Origin of the sequence: Pseudoflavonifractor sp. MCC625 (assembly GCF_018784545.1) — a bacterium.
Taxonomy (GTDB): Bacteria; Bacillota; Clostridia; order Oscillospirales; family Oscillospiraceae; genus Pseudoflavonifractor_A; species Pseudoflavonifractor_A gallinarum.
The window spans coordinates 344,423-363,750 of the sequence record NZ_WQOJ01000030.1 but is presented as its reverse complement, the minus strand read 5'-3'; the positions used below and the strand labels follow the sequence as shown (position 1 = coordinate 363,750).

The 19,328-nt window shown below is 57.0% G+C and carries 16 protein-coding genes and 4 tRNA genes; 9 read left to right on the top strand and 11 right to left on the bottom strand.

Going from position 1 to position 19,328, the window contains the following annotated elements; all coding sequences use genetic code 11:
* Nucleotides 1-4: 4 nt before the first annotated feature.
* Nucleotides 5-3,298 (bottom strand): SMC family ATPase, encoded by a 3,294-nt coding sequence (locus GPK94_RS16355; protein WP_215655597.1) that lies wholly within the window; start codon nucleotides 3,296-3,298, stop codon nucleotides 5-7.
* The gene (locus GPK94_RS09095; RefSeq protein WP_215655596.1) at nucleotides 3,295-4,434 is read right to left on the bottom strand and encodes an exonuclease SbcCD subunit D; all 1,140 of its coding nucleotides are present in this window, start codon (nucleotides 4,432-4,434) and stop codon (nucleotides 3,295-3,297) included. Before GPK94_RS09095 ends, GPK94_RS16355 begins: the two co-directional genes overlap by 4 nt.
* Nucleotides 4,435-4,819: 385 nt before the next feature.
* Here GPK94_RS09095 and GPK94_RS09090 point away from each other — a divergent pair, with 385 nt between their 5' ends.
* Nucleotides 4,820-7,912 carry an exo-alpha-sialidase gene (locus GPK94_RS09090; RefSeq protein WP_215655595.1) on the top strand — a complete coding sequence of 1,031 codons (3,093 nt, stop codon included), beginning with the start codon at nucleotides 4,820-4,822 and terminating at the stop codon, nucleotides 7,910-7,912.
* A gap of 537 nt (nucleotides 7,913-8,449) precedes the next feature.
* Here GPK94_RS09090 and GPK94_RS09085 read toward each other — a convergent pair.
* The 3 genes from GPK94_RS09085 to GPK94_RS09075 all read right to left on the bottom strand — a co-directional run bounded on the left by GPK94_RS09085 (nucleotide 8,450) and on the right by GPK94_RS09075 (nucleotide 9,628).
* Nucleotides 8,450-8,540 (bottom strand) — tRNA-Ser (locus tag GPK94_RS09085).
* 43 nt (nucleotides 8,541-8,583) lie between these two features.
* Nucleotides 8,584-8,670: transfer RNA gene (locus GPK94_RS09080), tRNA-Ser, on the bottom strand.
* Nucleotides 8,671-8,812: 142 nt separating this feature from the next.
* Nucleotides 8,813-9,628: a cell wall hydrolase gene (locus tag GPK94_RS09075; RefSeq protein ID WP_101693297.1), complete on the bottom strand. Its 816-nt coding sequence runs from the start codon at nucleotides 9,626-9,628 to the stop codon at nucleotides 8,813-8,815.
* Between the two features lie 435 nt (nucleotides 9,629-10,063).
* Here GPK94_RS09075 and GPK94_RS09070 point away from each other — a divergent pair.
* Both GPK94_RS09070 and GPK94_RS09065 read left to right on the top strand, forming a co-directional pair.
* Nucleotides 10,064-10,155, top strand: a tRNA-Ser gene (locus GPK94_RS09070).
* A gap of 152 nt (nucleotides 10,156-10,307) precedes the next feature.
* Nucleotides 10,308-11,180, top strand: coding sequence for a YitT family protein (locus GPK94_RS09065; RefSeq protein ID WP_346728007.1), 873 nt, complete (start codon nucleotides 10,308-10,310; stop codon nucleotides 11,178-11,180).
* A gap of 64 nt (nucleotides 11,181-11,244) precedes the next feature.
* On the opposite strand, the gene GPK94_RS09060 is transcribed toward GPK94_RS09065, so the two are convergent.
* Nucleotides 11,245-11,886 (bottom strand): TetR/AcrR family transcriptional regulator, encoded by a 642-nt coding sequence (locus tag GPK94_RS09060; RefSeq protein ID WP_215655594.1) that lies wholly within the window; start codon nucleotides 11,884-11,886, stop codon nucleotides 11,245-11,247.
* Nucleotides 11,887-12,072: 186 nt separating this feature from the next.
* Complete coding sequence (locus GPK94_RS09055; protein ID WP_215655593.1) at nucleotides 12,073-12,561, bottom strand: metallophosphoesterase; 489 nt, start codon at nucleotides 12,559-12,561, stop codon at nucleotides 12,073-12,075.
* 117 nt (nucleotides 12,562-12,678) lie between these two features.
* Between GPK94_RS09055 and GPK94_RS09050 the strand changes: the two genes are divergently transcribed.
* From GPK94_RS09050 to GPK94_RS09040, 3 genes are read left to right on the top strand one after another with little or no spacing between them, the layout of a single operon-like run.
* Entirely contained in the window at nucleotides 12,679-12,963 is a 285-nt protein-coding gene (locus GPK94_RS09050; RefSeq protein ID WP_195279738.1) for a hypothetical protein, read from the top strand.
* A gap of 36 nt (nucleotides 12,964-12,999) precedes the next feature.
* Entirely contained in the window at nucleotides 13,000-13,518 is a 519-nt protein-coding gene (locus GPK94_RS09045) for a hypothetical protein (protein ID WP_215655592.1), read from the top strand.
* Complete coding sequence (locus GPK94_RS09040; RefSeq protein ID WP_215655591.1) at nucleotides 13,505-13,813, top strand: hypothetical protein; 309 nt, start codon at nucleotides 13,505-13,507, stop codon at nucleotides 13,811-13,813. The genes GPK94_RS09045 and GPK94_RS09040 overlap by 14 nt, the downstream gene beginning before the upstream one ends.
* A gap of 10 nt (nucleotides 13,814-13,823) precedes the next feature.
* Here the strand turns inward: GPK94_RS09040 and GPK94_RS09035 are convergent, their stop codons facing one another.
* From GPK94_RS09035 to trpS, 4 genes are all read right to left on the bottom strand, one after another.
* Nucleotides 13,824-14,588: a hypothetical protein gene (locus GPK94_RS09035; RefSeq protein ID WP_215655590.1), complete on the bottom strand. Its 765-nt coding sequence runs from the start codon at nucleotides 14,586-14,588 to the stop codon at nucleotides 13,824-13,826.
* A gap of 78 nt (nucleotides 14,589-14,666) precedes the next feature.
* Complete coding sequence (gene wecB, locus GPK94_RS09030; protein ID WP_215655589.1) at nucleotides 14,667-15,812, bottom strand: UDP-N-acetylglucosamine 2-epimerase (non-hydrolyzing); 1,146 nt, start codon at nucleotides 15,810-15,812, stop codon at nucleotides 14,667-14,669.
* Nucleotides 15,809-16,942, bottom strand: a complete 1,134-nt coding sequence (locus GPK94_RS09025; RefSeq protein ID WP_101693306.1) for an MraY family glycosyltransferase — start codon at nucleotides 16,940-16,942, stop codon at nucleotides 15,809-15,811. Before GPK94_RS09025 ends, wecB begins: the two co-directional genes overlap by 4 nt.
* 31 nt (nucleotides 16,943-16,973) lie before the next feature.
* Entirely contained in the window at nucleotides 16,974-17,975 is a 1,002-nt protein-coding gene (gene trpS, locus GPK94_RS09020; RefSeq protein WP_215655588.1) for a tryptophan--tRNA ligase, read from the bottom strand.
* 191 nt (nucleotides 17,976-18,166) lie between these two features.
* On the opposite strand from trpS, the gene GPK94_RS09015 reads away from it, so the two are divergent.
* The 3 genes from GPK94_RS09015 to GPK94_RS09005 all read left to right on the top strand — a co-directional run bounded on the left by GPK94_RS09015 (nucleotide 18,167) and on the right by GPK94_RS09005 (nucleotide 19,239).
* Nucleotides 18,167-18,243: transfer RNA gene (locus GPK94_RS09015), tRNA-Pro, on the top strand.
* A gap of 140 nt (nucleotides 18,244-18,383) precedes the next feature.
* Nucleotides 18,384-18,929, top strand: a complete 546-nt coding sequence (locus tag GPK94_RS09010) for a DUF1187 family protein (RefSeq protein WP_215655587.1) — start codon at nucleotides 18,384-18,386, stop codon at nucleotides 18,927-18,929.
* Between the two features lies 1 nt (nucleotide 18,930).
* Nucleotides 18,931-19,239 (top strand): hypothetical protein, encoded by a 309-nt coding sequence (locus GPK94_RS09005; protein WP_215655586.1) that lies wholly within the window; start codon nucleotides 18,931-18,933, stop codon nucleotides 19,237-19,239.
* Nucleotides 19,240-19,328 lie beyond the last annotated feature (89 nt).

Sequence of the window (19,328 nt, the reverse complement as noted above, 5' to 3'; positions counted from 1 at the left end):
CAGATCACGCCAGGATCTCCACACGGCTGCCGCCGGACTTGTCCTTTGTGACCACGATCTGTTTGTCGATTTTCTCCTTCAGCTCTGCCACATGGGAGATGATCCCCACCAGGCGTTTTTCCTCCGTGAGGGCGGTGAGCGCGCGGAGGGCCTGCTGGAGGGATTCCTCATCCAGAGACCCGAACCCCTCGTCCACAAACATGGTATCCAACTGGATCCCCCCGGCGGCCGACTGGATCTCATCTGAGAGGCCCAGGGCCAGGGAGAGGGACGCCTTGAAGGACTCACCGCCGGAGAGGGACTTGACACTGCGCTCCGAACCATTGTAATGGTCTATAACGTCCAGCTCCAGGCCGCTCTGGCTGCGGTTGTTCTCCGCCTCCCGGCGGCGCTTGAGTTCATACTGTCCTCCGGACATGACCAGCAGCCGGAGATTGGCCCGCTGCAATATGCGGTCAAAGAAGGTCATCTGGATGTAAGTCTCCAGCGCGATCTTCTCTTTGCCCTGGAGATTGCCGTTGACCGTGTTGGAGAGGGTCCGCACCCAGGCATACCGTTTCTCCAGCTTCGCCAGATCCGCCGCTTTCTCCTGCATATTCCGCAGGGCGGTCTCATTGGCCATCCAACGGGCATGGATCGCCTTCTGGGCCTGAAGCCGCTCCCCGCGCTGCCGGGTCAGCTCCTCCCCGCGCAGCTGCTGGGCCTGGACATCCACCTTCTGGCTGTTTTCCAACAGGTGGTTCAGTTCCTGAATGGCCGCGTCAGCCTTGGTCAGCTCTTCCTCACAGGTCTTTGCGGTCTCCTCGGCCCGCTTCCGTACATCGGCAAGCCGCTGGATCTCCTCTCCCAGCGCGGTCATCTTCCCCTGGGCCGCCTCCATATTCGGGTAGTGAAGCTGGGTGTGCATGGTCTGGAGCTGCCCAGTGATCTCCTCTTTCCGGGTCTGAGCGCCTGCCCGCTCCTCCCGCAGTCTGGCGGCAGAGTCTTCCGCCTTTCGGAGTTCCTGCTCCGCCAGTGGGATCTTCCGGTCCAACTCCTGTTTCCGCCGGATCTTTTCCTGGAGAAGCTGTTCCTGTGCTCCCATCCGGGCAAGCACGCTTCCCACCTGCTTCAGCTCACCAGCGATCCGCCCGGGAGCCTCCTCCAGCGGACACCCTTCCAGATGCGCTGTGATCTCGCGGTGCAGTGCTTGCTCCATCTGCTCCCGCTGGCCGTCCAGCACGCCTCGGGCCACCTCTGCCTGTCCCAGGGCCTCCCGCAGCTGTTCCTGCTGTCGTTCCAGAGCTGCCAGAGCGATCTCCTGCTGCTGGATCGCCTGCTCCAGCTCGGCCCGGTGGGTCAGCTGTGCCTCCAGCGCCAGCAGCCCCCTGTGGAGCTGGGAGAGCTCTTCTGCCACGGCCTTCCGGCAGGCAGCCAGCTGCTCCTCCGCCTCTGCAAGGGATGGCGCCTCGATATGTGCCGCCATCCGGTTCAGGAGCTGACCCTCCCGCTCTTCCAAGGCGGTGTGGGCTCTGCCAGCGGCCAGGCTCTTCTCCTGTGCCTCCCGCTGGGCCGTCTCCAACTCAGATTTCGCCTGTTCCAGCTCAACCTCTGTGGGGGCCCCGCCGGACAGCCGGGCCGGGGACGGATGGTGGCAGGAACCGCACACGGGGCAGGGTTCCCCCTCTGTCAGTGCCTGGGCCAGCACGCCGGCCTGCTCGTCCAAAAAGGCCCGGTTCTTCCTGCGAAAATCCGCCTCCAGCCCTTCGGCCCGTTCTCTGGACCGCTCATAGGCAGCAAGCGCCGTCTCGCGGGCCTTTTTTGCCTTGGCGCAATCCGCCCACAGGGCCGCCAGCTCCTGCAAGGCCCGCTCTTTCTCCCGGGCCCGCTCCTGACGGCGGAGGAGCGCTTGTTTTTCCTCCGCCAGGCCCTGCGACGCCTGGTAAGTCTCCCGGTCGGCTTGCAGGGTTCCCTTCTTTTCCAGCAGGTCGGCAGCCGCCCGCTCCTGCTGACGGGCAAGTGTTACCCGCCGCGCCTCCCCTGCTGCCAGCTGCCAGAGGCATTCCTGCCACGCCTTGATTTGACTTCCCAGAGCTTCCAGGTTGGACTTACGGCGCTCCGCCTCCTCCCGCTCCCGGAGCAGGCGCTCCTGCTCGGTCTCCGTGCCGGCCAGGCTACCAAGCTCCTCTTTCCACCGTTCCAGTTCCCGCGCCTTACTCTGGCAGGTCTCCTCCTGACGGGCCAGACTCTGCTCCAGATCGACTATCCTTTGGGTCAGGACGGTGAGCGCTTGCTCTTTTTCTGACAGCTCCCGGTACCGGGGCAGCTCCGCTTCCAGGGCGGCCAGCTCCCGGCTCAGCGCCTCCTGCTGAGGTGCTTTCTGCTGCTCTGCCTCCAGCGCCCGCTGGGCCCGCTCCACCTCGGGCAGCAATTCCTCCCGGGCTTTGCAGACAGCCGCCAGCTTCTCACGGGTCTTCTGGGCCTCCTCCGCCTTTCCCAGCAGGGCGGCGGTCTCTTTGAGCTCCTCGTCCAGCCCGTCCAGGATCTTTTGGACGCGCTGTTCCTCTTCACGGTCCTGACCAATCAGCTGCTCGATCAGCTCCACGGTCTCCTCAAAGGACAGCTCTCCCGCCTGGGCCCGCTGGAGGTCGGGCCAGCGGACGTGGTCCTCGGGACAGACTGCCCCTCCGATATACTGCTGTACGCTGGAGCGGGCGGCTTCACAGTCCCGCTGGAGCCTTCCGGCCTCCTGCTTCATCCGCTCCTGGAACACCATGTAGTACCGGGTCTGGAAGATCTCCCGAAAGATCTCCTGGCGGCTCTTGGTGTCGGCCAGCAGCAGCTTGAGGAAATCCCCCTGGGCGATCATGGCGATCTGGGCAAACTGGCTGCGGTCCAGGCCAATGATCCCGATGATCTCCCGGTTGACCTCCCGGGCTTTCGTGACCAGGCGCCCATCTGGTAGGGTGAGCTCCGCGTCGGCCTTCTGAACGGTGGTGCCGCCGCCCCGCTTGGCGGGACGCTCATACTCCGGATTCCGGCGGACGGTGTAGGTCTTGCCCCCGTAGGAAAAGATCAGCTCCACCTCGGTGGGGGTATCCGGCTGGGCGTACTTGGAGCGAAACATGGATGGGTCCCGGTTGTCGCCGCTGGGCTCTCCGTAGAGGGCGTAGGTGATGGCGTCAAAGATGGTGGTCTTGCCGGCGCCGGTGTCCCCGGTGATGAGATAGAGCCCCTGCTCCCCCAGCCGTTCCAGGTCGATGACCACCCTTCCCGCATAGGGCCCAAAGGCGGATACCGTCAGCTTCAGCGGTCTCATGCTTCTCCCTCCCAGATCTGTTCCATCAGGCTCCGGGCAAAGGCGCGCTGCTCCTCGCCCATGGGCTGCCCGTTCTGCTTCTCATAAAACTCCTCCAGCAGTGCCAGAGGAGACTTCTTTTGCACATCCTCCGCACCGTCCAGCGAAATCGCGGTCCGGGTGCGCTGATTGTCATAGTCCAGCTTCATCAGGTTGGGATAGAGGATGCGCAGCTTGCGCACCGCATCAGGGACGTCCTCCTCATCGGTGAGGGTGATATGGACATAGTCCCGCGGATAGCTTGTCCCCTCATAAAAGCCGCGGAAGGTCAGCTCCTCGTAGGTGCCCCACAGCTCCACCAGATCCCGCATGGGGGTCAGCGGTACGGTTCGGATGGATACGTTCCCCTTTTCCCGCAGCTCCACTACGGTCACGGATTTCTGGTGCCCGGCCTCCGAAAAGGAGTATTTCAGGGGCGTACCGCAGTAGCGCACCGTCTCCCGCCCCACCTGCTGGGGACCATGGATGTGACCCAGGGCCACATAGTCAAACGGCGCAAAGACAGACATATCCACATTGTCGGAGCCCCCCACCGAGATCTCCTCCGAATCGCACCGGGCGGCCCCGGTGACAAACTGATGGGTCACCAGTACATTCCGCTGAGCAGTGTCCACCCCCATGGCCTCAATGGCGGCGGCCATGGCCTGGGTATAGGTGGAGATCTCCCGCTCCGGGAAGCACCGCCGGACATGGGCCGGTTTCACGAAGGGCAGCAGATAGAGGTGCACCGGTCCGTACTCATCCGTAAAGGTGAAAGGCTTCACAACTCCGTCATACACAGGCGCCAGATAGACCCCGCTCCGGGTCATAAGCCGTCCGCCGAAAGCGATGCGCTCCGGCGAGTCGTGGTTCCCGCTGATGAGAAAAACCTGCACGCCCCGCTCGGACAGGCGCACCAGGAAGTCATCCAGCAGGCCCACCGCCTCTGCGGAGGGCACGGATTTATCATAGACATCCCCGGCGATCAGGACGCCGTCCGGCTGTTCCTGGTCGATGATCCGGAGGATTTCCGCCAGGATATACTGCTGGTCTTCCAGCATGGAAAACTCGTTGACCCGCTTGCCCAGATGCAGGTCCGAGAGATGGATCCATTTCATGGTACAATTCCCCCTGTATGTGGTGGATATTACCATCATTATACCGGGGATACATTCACCGCGCAAGGATGCGATTGGCAGTCTCGCCGGTCGCATCGAGTTCCTGCGTATCCGCGCAGATTCGACAAGCACTCCTTTTTCTGAAAAGTAATTTTCAGAAATCTGCACAGTTGAAAAAAGGAATCTTCATATAAAAAATGCAATGAAAATAAATTTCACAAATGTTACAATGGATTCAGCAATATGCCGGAAGATCACAAAAAATGTCTCCTATCGTGTGACACTTTCCACAAGGAGCACAGATGTTCCAAGGCAGGCAGAAAGGAGGAATGGCAAAACATCCTGCTGTATGGCAGATATCACACCAGAAAGAAAGGAAAATATTATGAAACACACGTTTCGAAAGCTGGCATCGGTCCTGACCGCCCTTTGTATGCTGGTTTCCCTGTTCCCCGCGGCGCTGGCCGCACTTCCGGTCGCTTACGAGTATGTGCAGGACACCGACGGAGTGGACTCCGGAGCGGTGTATGCCATTTACTACGGCGGAACCAGCAACGGAAGCATCCTCTATCATACCGGCAGCGGTACCACCGACCAGGTGGGCGGCACGGTTGCCGGTGACACGCTGACCCTCAATGGCGGCTTCGCCGTCTCCCGTCAGCTGTGGACCATCGTTTCCGCAGAGGGCGGCTATACCCTCCAGAGTGTGGACAGCGGCCGCTATCTGGATCTGTCCCAGCCCACCAGCAGCAAAGTCAACACTGCCCAGGAGGCGGTGACCCTGACCATCTCACTGCTGGAGGATGGCACCTATACGGTGACCCATACTTCCGGGAATGCCCTCTCGCACGGCACCTCCGGCCAGTATTATTCCAGCAGCTCCGCCACTCCCCTGTATTTCTACAAGCAGACCGAGGTGGAGCCCAGCATGGCCCCCGGAGCCCCCTCCGGCTCCAGCGCTGGTCAGCCCTTCGTAAAAGAGGACACCAACAGCACGCATTTCCGCATCCCCGCCCTGCTGACCTTGGACAACGGCTGGATCGCGGCGGCCTCCGACATCCGCTGGCGCACAGACGGCGACTCCCCTCAGAATCTGGACACCATCGTCAGCCTCTCCAAGGACGGCGGCGCCACTTGGGATTGGAACGTGGTCAACTACTATGACGATATGGCTGACGACGCCACCGGCCAGACCAGCGCTTCCTTCATCGATCCCTCCATCCTTCAGGCCGAGGACGGCACCGTCCACATGGTGGTGGATGCCTGCCCCTCCTATGTGGGTCTGATGTACGGAAATCAGATGGGCTGGGAGAGCTCCGGCTTTGACGATGCAGGCCGCCTGCTGGTGGCCCTGGGCACGGCCGGCGGCAACGCCTCCAAGAAGGTCGCTGACTATACCTATTATGCGGATATCAACAACCCCTCCGCCGGTGCAGAACAGGTCGTTGGCGGTGAAGCGATTACCCTTTACCCCATTTGCAAGGCAGAGGACGACAGCCAGACCGGCGCTTGGGTGGACGCCTGGCTGAACGTGTATACGGAGGAGGACGGTGTCATCACCCCCGACCTGTGCCTCCAGCTGCAGAGCTCCGACGCGGTGCAGAGTAACCTCTTCTACCGCAACTCTCAGTGGAAAGCCTACCCTGTGTTCTACATCATGCACCGCTCCGCCGACATTACCGCGGACGGTCTGGTGTGGAGCGATCCCCAGTTCCTGGACATCAAGCTGTCCGAAGATGAGGCCTTTACCGGCGTGTGTCCCGGCCGTGGCCTCTCCTTCCAGTATGAGGGCCATGAGCGCCTGGTGTTCCCCCTGTATGACAATGCCACCGGCACCGAGCTGGCCAGCGTCATTTACTCCGATGACGGCGGTCAGACCTGGACGCGCGGCCAGCATAACGCCGACCTGAACGGCGTGGGCAAGACCAGCGAGTCTCAGGTGGTTCTTCTGCCCGACGGCACGCTCCGGATGTACTCCCGCAATACCATCCACTACATCAGCTACGCCGACTCCGCCGACGGCGGTGAGACCTGGGGCACCTGCCAGAAGGACATGGACCTGGGCAGCCGGAACCCCGGCAACGGCTGCATGGTCTCCTTCATCAACCTGGACGGCATTCTGGTGGGTCCGGACAACACCATCTATGAGAATCTGATCCTGGCCTCCTACCCGGTGGTACAGCGGAAACAGGGTGTGGTGCGCATCGGCTATGTGGACGGCGAGAACGTAGTCCACTGGCTCAACGACGATGAACCGCGCTATCAGGGTGCCGGCAATTTCAGCTACTCCTGTGTGACCCAGCTGCCCGAGGGGGACGCCTTCGGTATCCTCTATGAGTATGGCAACGAGACCAATACCATCCAGTATGAGACCCTCACGGTAAACGACCTGCTGGGGCAGGGCTGGTATCTGCTCAGCGGTGCGGAGAATCTGCCCTCCATCTCTCTGGATCAGGCCGTTGTGGATCTGAAGGCCGGTGAAACCGCCAAGCTCACCGCTACCTATACCCCCACCGGCGCAGAAGTGACCTGGACCTCCAGCAATCCCGCTGTGGCCACCGTGGAAGGCGGTGTGGTCACCGCCGTGGCCCCTGGCACCTCCACCATCACCGCCTCCGTCACCTCCAGCGGCATCACCCGCACCGCCTCTGCCGACGTGGCCGTCCAGGGGAACGAGGGTGTGATCCTGCCCGACCGGTACACCGATCAGATGGAGGAGAACTATCACGAGGCCTCCACCACCTATGCGCTGGACGACGACGGTATCGATTCCGGCAGCGTATACGCCATCTTCCACAGCAACAGCAGCCGGATCCTGTACCACGCCAGCGGCAGCACCACCAGCGATCAGGTGACCGGCAGCGTCTCTAACAGCCTCCTCAATCTGGACAGCGGCTACCTCGCCACTCGTCAGACCTGGACGGTCACCGGGGATGCGGAGAGCGGCTATACCATCCAGAGCTGTGAAGCGGATGGCCGCTACCTCAACCTGAACACCGCCACCAGCGCCGGCAGCAAGGTACCTGTCACCGATGAGTCCCAGGCTCTGACTATCACCCCCGTGGACGGCTCCGCCGGCTCCTACACGGTCAGTCGGATGGTGGGCGATCAGACCCTCTACCTGGCCCACGAGAACGGTACCAAGCAGCACTATGTGGGTACTGAGGCCGTCCCCTTCCAGTTCTACCGCCAGGTCATCACCGAAGCCGGCTACACCTACACCACCTCTGCCGACGGTCTGAACGCCCTGATTACTGACCTGTCCACACTGAAGGAATCCGACTACACCGCCAGCAGCTGGGCAGCTCTGCAGAATGCACTGACCGCCGCCCGGGCGGTTGCCAAGAGCGAGAGCTTTGATAGCCAGGAGGCCGCCCAGGCTGCCCAGGCTGCCGTCGATCAGGCTGCCAAAGACCTGTACGCGGCTATTTTGCCGCCCCCGCCGCCCCCCTCCTCTTTTTCTGGAGATGGAGAATGAGATATAGAGATGGGATAAGGGAGGATTTGAAGCAGAACAGGAAGCGCCTTGACCTGTGAGCTTCTGCTTCTATCGTAGTAGTGCGAGGGAAAACCGCGTTACGTGACAAACTTAAAAAATAAAAAAGTCCGGTATCCATTGTGTTGCAATAGATACCGGACTTGAAAATTTTTTTATTTTGGTCAATTTTACTTTTGCGTTATGTGATTGTCGTCCCTTTTAAGTCCCTCAAAAAGTTATGATTTTTTAATTTCCACCCTCTCCCTTCTCTTTCAGGTAAGCGTCCAGTGCTTCCCTCAAAATCGAGTTCACCGTGTCCCCATTGGATGCACAGCAAAAGCAATCACCAGAGCAGAGTAAAAAATCCCCCGTCATAAACGGGTGATTTTTCATGTGCAATTTCGTGTGCAATTTCCTTTTTCACATCTTGATTGATTCATCCTATATTTGGAATGCAACGCATTATATATGACGCTTGTATCCGTTGTGAGAGTAAGAAAAAACCCCGGAAGCCTTGCAATACAAGGTTCCGGGGTTTGGCGCAGAAGGAGGGATTTGAACCCTCGCTGCGGTTTCCCACACTACTCCCTTAGCAGGGGAGCCCCTTCGGCCACTTGGGTACTTCTGCATGCCGATTGACAACCTGTCAAGTACACTGTTCATGATAAAAGTGGCGGAGAGAGTGGGATTCGAACCCACGGCTCTTACGAGTCACCGGTTTTCAAGACCGGCTCCTTAAACCACTCGGACATCTCTCCACGTCCGACTCACCACAGCGCGTAAATTATATTATCACAACAAGTGTATTTTGTCAACTAATAAAATAAAATTTTTCTCAGAAAGAAAAAATTCCCTGCCGTCCGCAACTTGCAGACGACAGGGACGGTACTTCTTGTGCTCTTAGGCAAAGAACGCGTGGGCGCCGATGGTCGCCACACGGGGGCGGTTCCGGCTGGCCCAGCTATTGGGAGAGACGCGGGGATTTACAAAGTAAAGGCTGTTCCCTGCGGTATTGGTTCCCTCCAAACAGAGCTTCGCGGCAGCAATGCTCTCATTACTGGGCGTGCGGTAGATACTGCCATTGCTCACCGGGGTGAACTGATTCTTCTGGAAGATGACCCCTTTTACGGTGTTCGGGAACCGGCTGTCCGCCACCCGATTCAAGATCACATTTCCTACCGCGATCTTCCCTTCCAGGGACTGATTGCCGCTCTCTGCGTAGATGATACGGGAGAGCCAGTAGAGATCATCGCCGTTATAAAATGTGTCCCCCGACTGGATCGGTCCGGTCCCGGACTGGAATTTCACACTCTGGGTGTTCTCATCCCACCAGGCCTTGCCGCCCAGCGCCTGAGCCAAGACACGGGCAGGAACCATCATGTTCCCATTGCTGTTGCGCACTCCGTCCGGCACGTACAGGTAGCGGCCATTGGCTACGATATACTTGGCACCGGGACACACGCTGAGGGTCAATCCACTCGCCCGGGTTACCGACTGCCCATTTTCCCAGGACGCAGTTGCATCCGGATACATGGCGTGGACCACCGGAAAATAGGACACATAGGTATTCTGATTTACGACCTCGGTCGCTACGGTGGGCTCCAAAGTCTTGCCGTCCACCACGACATTGGCGCTGCGCTCGGCGGCGGCCGCATGGGCACTCAAGGTCAGGAACAAGGCCAGACCGAGCGCCAGGCAGGACACTCGCTTTTGCATGATGAGGATACCTCCTGTTACTTTCTGTTTACAATCTGTTACCTCTTTTTCATCAGATTGTAACCACATTGTAACTTATTTCTCCGGAGATTGCAAGGGGAATTTTTGTCACATCCTCAAAACCCTTGCAGCGCAATGGTTTTGCTCATCTCCCATTTTCCATCCGCAATCACAGAGTACGTTCCGCTCGACAGAATTCTGTTACAAACTGTTACTTTTCCATCCTGGAGATCAGAGGCTTTTCCTCACCCCCTCCCCTCTCCCCCCACAACAGCCCTTCTGATCCCCCCTTTTTGGGGGCCTTGGGGCGCTGTTTTCGAGCTCGTTTTTGCGCGTTGAAAAAATTTTTGATTTTTTTGAAATTTCCTCTTGACGTTTTCAAATTCCATGGTATAATAGTCCATGTTGCTGAGGCAACGACGCGTAGAGCGGCTTGGAGAGATGGCTGAGCTGGTCGAAGGCGCACGATTGGAAATCGTGTAGGCGTTAATAGCGTCTCGAGGGTTCGAATCCCTCTCTCTCCGCCAAAAGTCCTGAGAACTTTTGTTCTCAGGACTTTTTCTATTCCCCTGCCGCCTTCTTTCTGTTGGATTGAAGTTCGCGGCAGATTCTATTTCACAACACCTCTATATCTGCTATAATGCTGATAGGCTCAATGAAAGGATCGGTGATGTTTCCTGTGAATCCAGATAAGAAATCATTCGGAAAGACTCTGCTCAACAGCGCGCTTCTGCTTGCCGGAAGTATCATATTCGCACTAAACATGAACACCTTTATTGCCGCGGGGGATTTGGTTCCGGGTGGCTTTTCCGGACTCTCCATCCTGATTCAAGGCCTCTTCCAGAAGTACTTGAACATCGAGATCCCCTTCTCCGTCCTCAACATCGGATTCAATCTGGTACCCGCTCTGATTGCGTTCCGACTGGTGGGCAAACGCTTTACCATTCTCTCCTGTTTCAGTATCTTCCTCTCGTCCATTCTGGTCGATCTGCTGCCCAAGTACGAGATCGTGGATGATCCCCTTCTCATTGCCGTGTTCGGTGCGATCTTCGGTGCCATCGGCATTGTCCTGATCCTGAACAGCGGCGCCAGCAGCGGCGGAACCGACTTTATCGCCATGTCCCTGGCTGCCAAGTTCCAGACAAGCAACTCCTTTACCTATATGCTCCTGTTCAGCGCCACGGTCATCTTGATCTATGGCTGGCAGTTTGGTATGGACAAGGCGCTTTACTCGATTATCTACCAGTTCTGCTACACACAGGTCATCAACACATTTTACAAGCGCTACAAGAAAAAGACCCTCTTCATTATCACAGAGGACCCTGAGCAGCTCTCCAAGGCTCTGATCGAGATCACCAACCACAGCGCTACCGTCTGGCCCGGAGACGGCGCCTACACCAAAAAGCACCGGTATGTGGTGTATACGGTCCTCTCCGACAACGATATCCGGAAGATCAGCCGCTACATCAGCCAGAATATGCCCGGCACCTTTGTCAACGTTCTGAACTCCGACGAAGTGATCGGCAACTTCTTTATCCGTCCCCTGGATTAAAAGAAAAAGGCCTGTTCTCCTATATAAAAGGAGAACAGGCCTTTTTGATCTTTTTGATGTTCTGTTATTCCACCGTACGTCCCTTGGTAATGGCGTCCAGCAGCATCCGCGCACCGTGACGCAGGAAGACATCCCGGTCGATCTTCAGGGAGCGCTCCAGATAGTGGCTCTTGCTGTCCGCCATCTGTACCATACCGGAGAGAGTCGCCCAGAAGAGCAGCACCGTCTCATCGGGCGGAAGCTCGATGCGCACGACGCCCTCGGCAGCACCCCGGCGCAGGAAATCCGCCAGCAGCTGGTTGGTGGCATCCCCCACCTGGAGAATATCCTTCAGGCCCTGATCCAGCTTGGTGCTGTTCAGGTCCACCACGCCGTCGCTGCCCACCACCTCATAGGCCGCCGGATTTTCTCCGTAAAAGCGGATGATGGCGTCACAGATCGCGTCGTAGGCGTGGAACCAATTGGCATTCCCGCGGATCGCTTCCTGGATCTTTTTCTGGAGCAGCACCATGCTGCTCAGAAGAATGGCATTCACGATCTCCTCTTTGCTCTGGAAGTACACATACAGCGTCGCCTTGCTGTATTCCGACTCACGGGCAATGTCATCCATAGTGGTCTTTTCGGTTCCCTTTTCTACAAAGAGCCGCTCGGCCGCAGCCAGAATGGAACCACGGTGGAATTCAGTCAATGCCTGCTTCTTACTCAACACAATCACACCTTTGGTTTTAACTTTGAAAGACTGGTTTAACTTATAATATCATCCTCTGATTTTATTGACAAGAGTTTATGTTATCTTTTTCACAAAATTCTTATTTTTCTCCTGCGGCTTCTTTTCTTTTTGATTTTTGGCAGGAAAATATCCTCTTCTATTCCAATATTCGTCAGTCTTTCTCTATCTCCCAGGTACCGGGTCGGCTTTGAGCAGATAGCACACGGTGTTAGTTCCCTCCAGCGAAATAACCCCGTACGTGGCTCCTCCCCATCCGCCGCGAATGGTACCTGGATTCAAAATCCACAGTCCATGCTGATACTCGCAAAATGCCTCATGGGTATGCCCAAACAGCAAGATGTGAGCCTGCGCTTCCCGTGCCGCCCAGACGGCCCGGCTCATTCCCACCTTGACACCCCGGGTATGGCCGTGCATCATCAGAATGCGCCGTCCCTCCAGTTCCAGCACCTTCTCCTCGTCCAGATCTGGTCTTCTTCCGTCACAGTTCCCGCACACGCATTCCATGGGAATGGCGGGAAAGAGCTTTCCCAGGGCTCTGGCGTCCGAATTGACATCCCCCAGATGGAGGATGTAGTCCGGCCGGTCGCTGCGCACTGCCTGTTCCATATTCTGAACATTGCCGTGGGAGTCGGAAAACACCAAAATTTTCATATACGCACCTTCTCTGTTCCATCACATATACTGAGAGTGGATGCGGCCCCAGCCCGGGCGCCGCAGCACATGTTATAAGGATATATCTCATATCCTGGAATAATGGAGGGACGCGCCATGACCAAACTGCCCCAGTCCAATCTGGACGACCTGATGAAAAATCCCGCCGCTGCCGGCCTGCTCCAACACAAGGAAGTGCTGGCCGCCCTGCTGCACTCACCGGACACCCAGAAACTGATGTCCATGCTGGAACAGCGTGCCGGTTCCGGGCTGCAGCAGGCCGCCGCCTCCGCAGCCAAGGGAGACCCCTCCGCCCTGATGGGACTCATGAATTCTGTCATGCAGAGCCAGGAGGGCGCCGCGGTAGTGGAGCGCATCCAAAAAGCCGCCCCCAAGAAATAAGAAGCAGGCCTTCCTCTGGCCGGAAAGGAGCGCCGCATGGCAGAATTCGAAGACAAACTGCACGCCATTCTGGGCGATCCGGAGGCCATGGGACAAATCGTCTCCATCGCCAAGGCGCTGACCGGAGACGGCGCCGCATCCCCCGGAGAAGAGGAGCCCTCCTCTCCCTCCGCAGCATCGGAGGAGCCGGTTTTTGAACCCGTAGAGCCCCTCTCCGCCGCTCCTTCTTCCAGCGGTGGAACAGATTCTGCTCCGGACTGGTCCGCTCTGCTGGGGCTCCTGGGTAACCTCAACGGAGGCGGCGGAGAGAGCAATCCGCTCTCACTTCTGGGGGATCTGGACCCCGCCCTGGTCCAAAAGGCCCTACGGCTCTTTTCCGAATACCGCTCCACGGACGACCGGAAAGTGGCTCTTCTCAATGCACTCAAACCATTCTTAAAGGAAGAGCGCCTGGCTAAGCTGGATCAGGCCGTCCAGATCGCAAAGCTCTCCCGCCTGATCCGGGTCGCTTTCCTGCTTTTCCAAAAGGAGGGATCGGACGATGGCGCTCTATAACCGCTACATTCCCTCCGGAACTACATATACCCGTATTCTGGAGGATGACCGGGTTTCTCCCCAGCCGGTATCCTCCCCCTCTCCCCAGCTAGATCCCCCGGTGGAAGAGAGTACCGCTCCTTCCCACTCCGAGCATTCCAAGGGGCTGTCCGGCATTCTGAAGTATCTCAAGCTGGATAAGCTGGATTCCGGCGATATCCTCCTGCTGCTGATCTTGCTCTTTCTCTTTTTGGAGGGAGACGACATCGAACTGATGATTACCTTGGGGCTGCTCCTTCTGTTGGGATTGGAGTAGGTCATCCTGCTCAGGCCGCACTCTGTACCGTATGCAGCACTGTTCCGTCGGGAAGCGAAAACTCCTGTCCCGGTGTTACCGGGCGCTCCGCCGCCGTAGCGTTCATGGAGAGGACCACCTTGTCCGCCTTGATCTGCTCCGCGGCGGCCAACAGTCCGCTCTCTACCGAGATCCAGTAGTGGGACACGCTGCCCAGCTCCGGGTCCTCCACCGCCACATAGATGCAGGCCATACCGTTTTTTTCGACATAATCCGCCGCGGTAATGCAGGCTGGCTCCTCTGCCAGAACATCTTCATAGGTGGGGATATGCGGTCCCTCCAGATCGGCTGAGTATGTGTCTGCCGGAGCACTGGTCCAGGTGCGGCTGTTTCCATACCAGTAGTAGACCCACTCCTCCCCCACGATGCTGTGGCGTACCGTTCCGGAGGGAAGCGTGGTATCCGTCTTGCTCCAGCCGCCATCCACCCACTGTTCTGCGGTCAGCTTGCCCTCGCTTTCTGAATATTCCACGGTTACCTGACAGTAATAGCTGCTGGGCCTGGCCAGGGTAGCGATCACATTCTGTACCGTCTCCGGGGTAACGGACACCAAAATCTGACTCTCATTCGGATCATCTTCCGGTGTTTCTCCGCTGGGCTGGCTCTCCTCCACTGGCGGGAGGGTGATGGGTGGTGAGGCCGGCGTGAACAGATCCATGCCGAAGCTGGAGAACACCGCCACCGCAATGACCAGTATGATGAGGATCACCAGGATATTGCGACTTTTCCCTTCCATGGAGCACTCCTTTTCCTCTCGATCGCAGAACGCCCACAGGGGCGGGGACGGCAGGTCCCCGCCCCTGTGGGCATCTCTTTATGCCTGAAATTCCTCGGGACGATCCGGGCGCAGGCCAAATTTCCATTCGATGGCGTCCACAATGCGGCGGCAGGCAAACCCATCTCCATAGGGGTTCACCGCGTGGGCCATGGCCGCATACGCACTCTGGTCGCGCAAAAGCTCGGCGGCCATCTGATAGACCGTCTCCTCCTCTGTGCCGGCCAGTTTGACCGTGCCGGCGGTGATGGCCTCCGGCCGCTCGGTCTCCCTCCGCAGCACCAGCACGGGACGGCCCAGTGCGGGCGCCTCCTCCTGGAGTCCGCCGGAGTCGGTCATTACCAGATAGGCTCTGGCCATCAGGTTGTGCATCTCCTGCACATCCAGAGGATCGATGAGATGGATCCGGGGATGGCCGGAGAGATACTTTGCGGCCGCCTCCCGCACCACCGGAGAGAGATGGACCGGGTATACCAGCTCCACATCGGAGAAGTCCTCCGCGAGGCGCCGCAGGGCAGTCATGATGTGGGCCATGGGCTCCCCGTAATTCTCCCGGCGATGGCAGGTCACCAGAATGACCTTTTTCCCCGCATAGTCCAGGTGGTTCAGGAGATCCGTACTAAAGCGGAAATCCTTTACAACCGTTGTCTTCAGGGCATCAATGACGGTATTGCCGGTGATAAATACGCCCTCTTTGATATCCTCCCGCTCCAGATTGGCGCGGTTGGCCACGGTGGGCGCGAAATGCAGGTCGGCGATATCGCCCACCAGCTTGCGGTTCATTTCCTCCGGGAAGGGAGAGTATTTGTCCCAAGTCCGCAGGCCGGCCTCCACATGGCCCACCTTGATCTGGTGATAAAAGGCGGCCAGTGCCCCCGCAAAGGTGGTGGAGGTGTCTCCATGGACCAGCACCAGATCCGGACGGGCCTTCTGGAAGACCTCCTCCATTCCCAGCAGGCACTTGGTGGTGATGGTGGACAGGGTCTGCCGGGGTTCCATGATGTTGAGGTCATAGTCCGGCTGGATGTGGAAGATGTGCAGGACGGAATCCAGCATCTCCCGGTGCTGTGCCGTCACACAGCAGATGGACTCGATCCCCTCTCGGGACTGCAGCTCCTGCACCAGGGGGGCCATCTTGATGGCCTCCGGCCGGGTGCCGAAAATTGTCATCACTCGAATGCTCATTTTTTATTCTCCTCCTGCTCCTCCTTGTCCTCCTTCTTTGGGGCAGCCGGCGGCTCTCCGCCCGGCTTTTTCTCTCCGCCCCGGAGGACAAGCATGATGGACATGGATCCTGCGATGCACATGGCAAAGAGCAGCAGCATGGCTCTCAGAGAGCCAATGGTGGTCAGCACCACGGCGGACAGGCCCAGGATGGCGGAGATCACATAGAGCACCGCCACGGCCTGCTTCTGATTCAGGCCCATATCGATCAGCCGGTGATGGATATGGCTCCGGTCAGCATGCATGGGGCTCTGCCCATGGGCGATGCGCCGGATGAAGGCAAAGCAGGTGTCAAAGATGGGCAAGCCCAGCATCAGGAAAGGCACCACAAAGGAGATCAGGGTATAGTACTTGAACAGTCCCTGGATGGATACCACTGCCAGCACATAGCCCAGGAAGGTAGAGCCGGTATCTCCCATAAAAATCTTGGCCGGGTTGGTATTGTAGGGCAGGAACCCAATGCAACCTCCGGCCAGACAAGCCATAAGGACCGCCACCGTGGGTTCGGCCACAGTCAGGGCAATGACCAATACGGTCATGGAACTGATGGTAGACACGCCGCAGGCCAGTCCGTCCAGACCGTCGATCAGATTGACGGCGTTGGTCACTGCCACAATCCAGATCACAGTGACTGGAATGGAGAGCCATCCCAGTTCCCAGTAGAGATCGTTGGAGAAAATGTTGGGATTGGAGATGGTCTCGATGACATTTCCGCTGCACACTGCAATGACCGCCGCCACGATCTGTACGATGAGCTTGGGTAGCGCGGGCAGCGCATAGATATCATCCAGAATTCCCAGCACCACGATGATGACTGCGCCCAGCAGCATCCCCTGGAGCTGCATTCCGAGCCCATCCGTCTGTACAAAGGGGATAAACAGGATCACACTGAGCAGAAAGCCCAAAAAGATCGCAAGGCCTCCCATGCGCGGAATGGGATGGTCATGCATCCGGCGGCCGTCCTTGGGTACGTCCACGGCGCCCCATTTCTGGGCCAGACTCTTTACGATCGGTGTCGTGATCAGGGCCACCAGAAATGCGGTGATCAGAGCGCCTGCCACAACTCCAATGGTTTCAATTGACATTGGCATGGATTTGACTCCTTTTCACAGGCCTGGCCCCTCAGCGGGCCACAAAGCCCACCTTCTTATAAACTTTCCGCAGGGTCTTCTGGGCCACGTAGGAGGCCTTCTCCGCTCCGGCATGGTAGACGCTCTCCAGATAGGCCTTGTCCGCCAGAATGCGCTGGGCCTCCTCCCGGATGGGACGCAGCAGATCGACCACCGCCTCCCCTACCGCTGGCTTAAAGACGCCGTATCCTTGTCCATCAAACTCCCGCTCGATCTCCTCATAGCTCTTGCCGGTGCAGGCGGAGTAGATCTGCATGAGGTTTGCCACACCAGGCTTATGCTCCCGGTCGTAGCGGACGCAGTGCTCCGTATCGCTGTCGGTGACAGCCCGCTTGAATTTGCGCTGGATATCCTCCGGCTTTTCCATCAGGAATACGCAGCCCTCCGGCATAGACTTGCTCATCTTGCTCTCGGGCGCATTGAGCGACATGACCCGGGCGCCCGCCTTGGGGATGTAAGGCTCCGGAATCTTGAACACCTCGCCGTAGATGTGGTTAAAGCGCTGGGCCACATTGCGGGTGAGCTCCACATGCTGCTTCTGATCCTCGCCAACCGGAACAAAATCCGGCTGGTAGAGCAGAATGTCTGCCGCCATCAGGGACGGATAGGTAAAGAGTCCGCCGTTGATGTTATCCGCGTTCTTGGCGGATTTATCCTTGAACTGGGTCATGCGGGAGAGTTCGCCAAACATGGTATAGCAGTTGAGGACCCAGCCCAGCTCAGCATGCTGATGTACATGGGACTGGATAAAGAGGGTATTCTTTTCCGGATCCAGTCCGCAGGCGATATACTGGGCCAACTGCTCCAGCGTACGCCGACGCAGATCAGCAGGCGTCTGCCGGACGGTGATGGTGTGCATATCCGCCATAAAATAATAGCAGTCAAACTCATCGGCCCGGGCGCCCCAGTTTTTGATGGCGCCCAGATAGTTGCCCAGGTGCAGATCCCCGCTGGGCTGAATGCCGGAGAGCATCACTTTTTTCTCATTTTCCATGATTGAAACACCTCATTGTGTATCATTTTCCATATTGAGTTAGTATATCACACTCCCCTCTTTATTACAATGCTCACCGCTATATTTCTCCGTTTCCCCCGCCTCGGATATACAATGCATGTTCCTGGAAAAGCGGGAAGAAATCTCTTGACAATACCTGCAAATATCATTATAATAAATAAGCATTCTATCCGGGTGTGGCGAAGCTTGGTATCGCGCTTGGTTCGGGTCCAAGAGGCCGTGGGTTCGAATCCCGCCACTCGGACCAATCGGAGTATCCTTCGGGGTACTCCGATTTTTTATTTTTTAAATTGTTCTGTGATAGTTGTACGGAAACGTGCAACTTTTTTATTTTCTCCTGTTTGAGACGAATGATTTTCCTATATTTTTAAAGGAATAGAATAACGATTGTACTATAAGCAATGTTTCGGTACAATACAAAAGGGGGCCGGACTACCAAGTTGGGTCAAATGGACACATCATTCAGAAAGCAAAACTCACTGTGAAGAATGTTTGAAATTAGATGGTTGTTGGTTTCAGAAAGAAAAAGCACCACCTTGTCCGCATCACCCATTCTGCCACTGTACTTTAGAGCCAGTTGACTATGCTGTAGTCCTGATAAATACATCCGCATACAGTGACTATAGAAAATTTGATCCATATTTGTTTAACACAACCGGCCTGCAAATACACAATAAAGAAAAGCTCTTCAAAGAATGGGGATATACTGTCGAGGATGCAAGATGGCTACAAGCAGAGATAGAGCGGCAGGCGGAGGAACGATATATCGCAGGCAAATATACCCTTGGTAAATTAAACTGGAACGGTCAAAGAATTAGTATTCGTGTTATCATTCCAAGAAGAGATGGAACTGGAGAGGTTTCCTTCATTACCGGTTGGATGGTGGAGCCCGGCGGAAAATTGAGGATGACAACACCCTACGGAGGTAAATAATATGCAAGAAATGGATAATGTAAGAGTTACCGTTGAAAAAGAAACCTATTCACGAGATGGCGTTCATAAAGGTATGTATGGATGGATTTGCTATCCCAAATGCGTCAAAGGCTATTGGCTGGTCAATTTTCCACAATGCGGCGAGAAGGATGATATTGCCGAAATCAGCATCAAAGAAGAAGATTTGGAAGTCGTACGAATCCTTGATGCGTGCGTGAACGAGCAAATCAAGGCGCAATTTGAAAAAGAAGCCGATCAGACAAAATCATTTGTCGAAATGCCGGATGATCTTTCTGATTATCGTATCTAATGAGATAAAACATCTTGCTTACTATGCTAAAACCATTGATATGGCCGGATTTTCCCAAGTCCTATAATTACACTCGGACCATCGGAGTA

Excerpts from the sequence above, each read along its gene's own strand:
- GPK94_RS16355 (WP_215655597.1), bottom strand. The coding sequence starts at position 3,298 with ATGAGACCGCTGAAGCTGACGGTATCCGCCTTTGGGCCCTATGCGGGA.
- GPK94_RS09095 (WP_215655596.1), bottom strand. The coding sequence starts at position 4,434 with ATGAAATGGATCCATCTCTCGGACCTGCATCTGGGCAAGCGGGTCAAC.
- GPK94_RS09090 (WP_215655595.1), top strand. The coding sequence starts at position 4,820 with ATGAAACACACGTTTCGAAAGCTGGCATCGGTCCTGACCGCCCTTTGT.
- GPK94_RS09075 (WP_101693297.1), bottom strand. The coding sequence starts at position 9,628 with ATGCAAAAGCGAGTGTCCTGCCTGGCGCTCGGTCTGGCCTTGTTCCTG.
- GPK94_RS09055 (WP_215655593.1), bottom strand. The coding sequence starts at position 12,561 with ATGAAAATTTTGGTGTTTTCCGACTCCCACGGCAATGTTCAGAATATG.
- GPK94_RS09050 (WP_195279738.1), top strand. The coding sequence starts at position 12,679 with ATGACCAAACTGCCCCAGTCCAATCTGGACGACCTGATGAAAAATCCC.
- GPK94_RS09045 (WP_215655592.1), top strand. The coding sequence starts at position 13,000 with ATGGCAGAATTCGAAGACAAACTGCACGCCATTCTGGGCGATCCGGAG.
- GPK94_RS09040 (WP_215655591.1), top strand. The coding sequence starts at position 13,505 with ATGGCGCTCTATAACCGCTACATTCCCTCCGGAACTACATATACCCGT.
- GPK94_RS09035 (WP_215655590.1), bottom strand. The coding sequence starts at position 14,588 with ATGGAAGGGAAAAGTCGCAATATCCTGGTGATCCTCATCATACTGGTC.
- wecB (WP_215655589.1), bottom strand. The coding sequence starts at position 15,812 with ATGAGCATTCGAGTGATGACAATTTTCGGCACCCGGCCGGAGGCCATC.
- GPK94_RS09025 (WP_101693306.1), bottom strand. The coding sequence starts at position 16,942 with ATGCCAATGTCAATTGAAACCATTGGAGTTGTGGCAGGCGCTCTGATC.
- trpS (WP_215655588.1), bottom strand. The coding sequence starts at position 17,975 with ATGGAAAATGAGAAAAAAGTGATGCTCTCCGGCATTCAGCCCAGCGGG.
- GPK94_RS09005 (WP_215655586.1), top strand. The coding sequence starts at position 18,931 with ATGCAAGAAATGGATAATGTAAGAGTTACCGTTGAAAAAGAAACCTAT.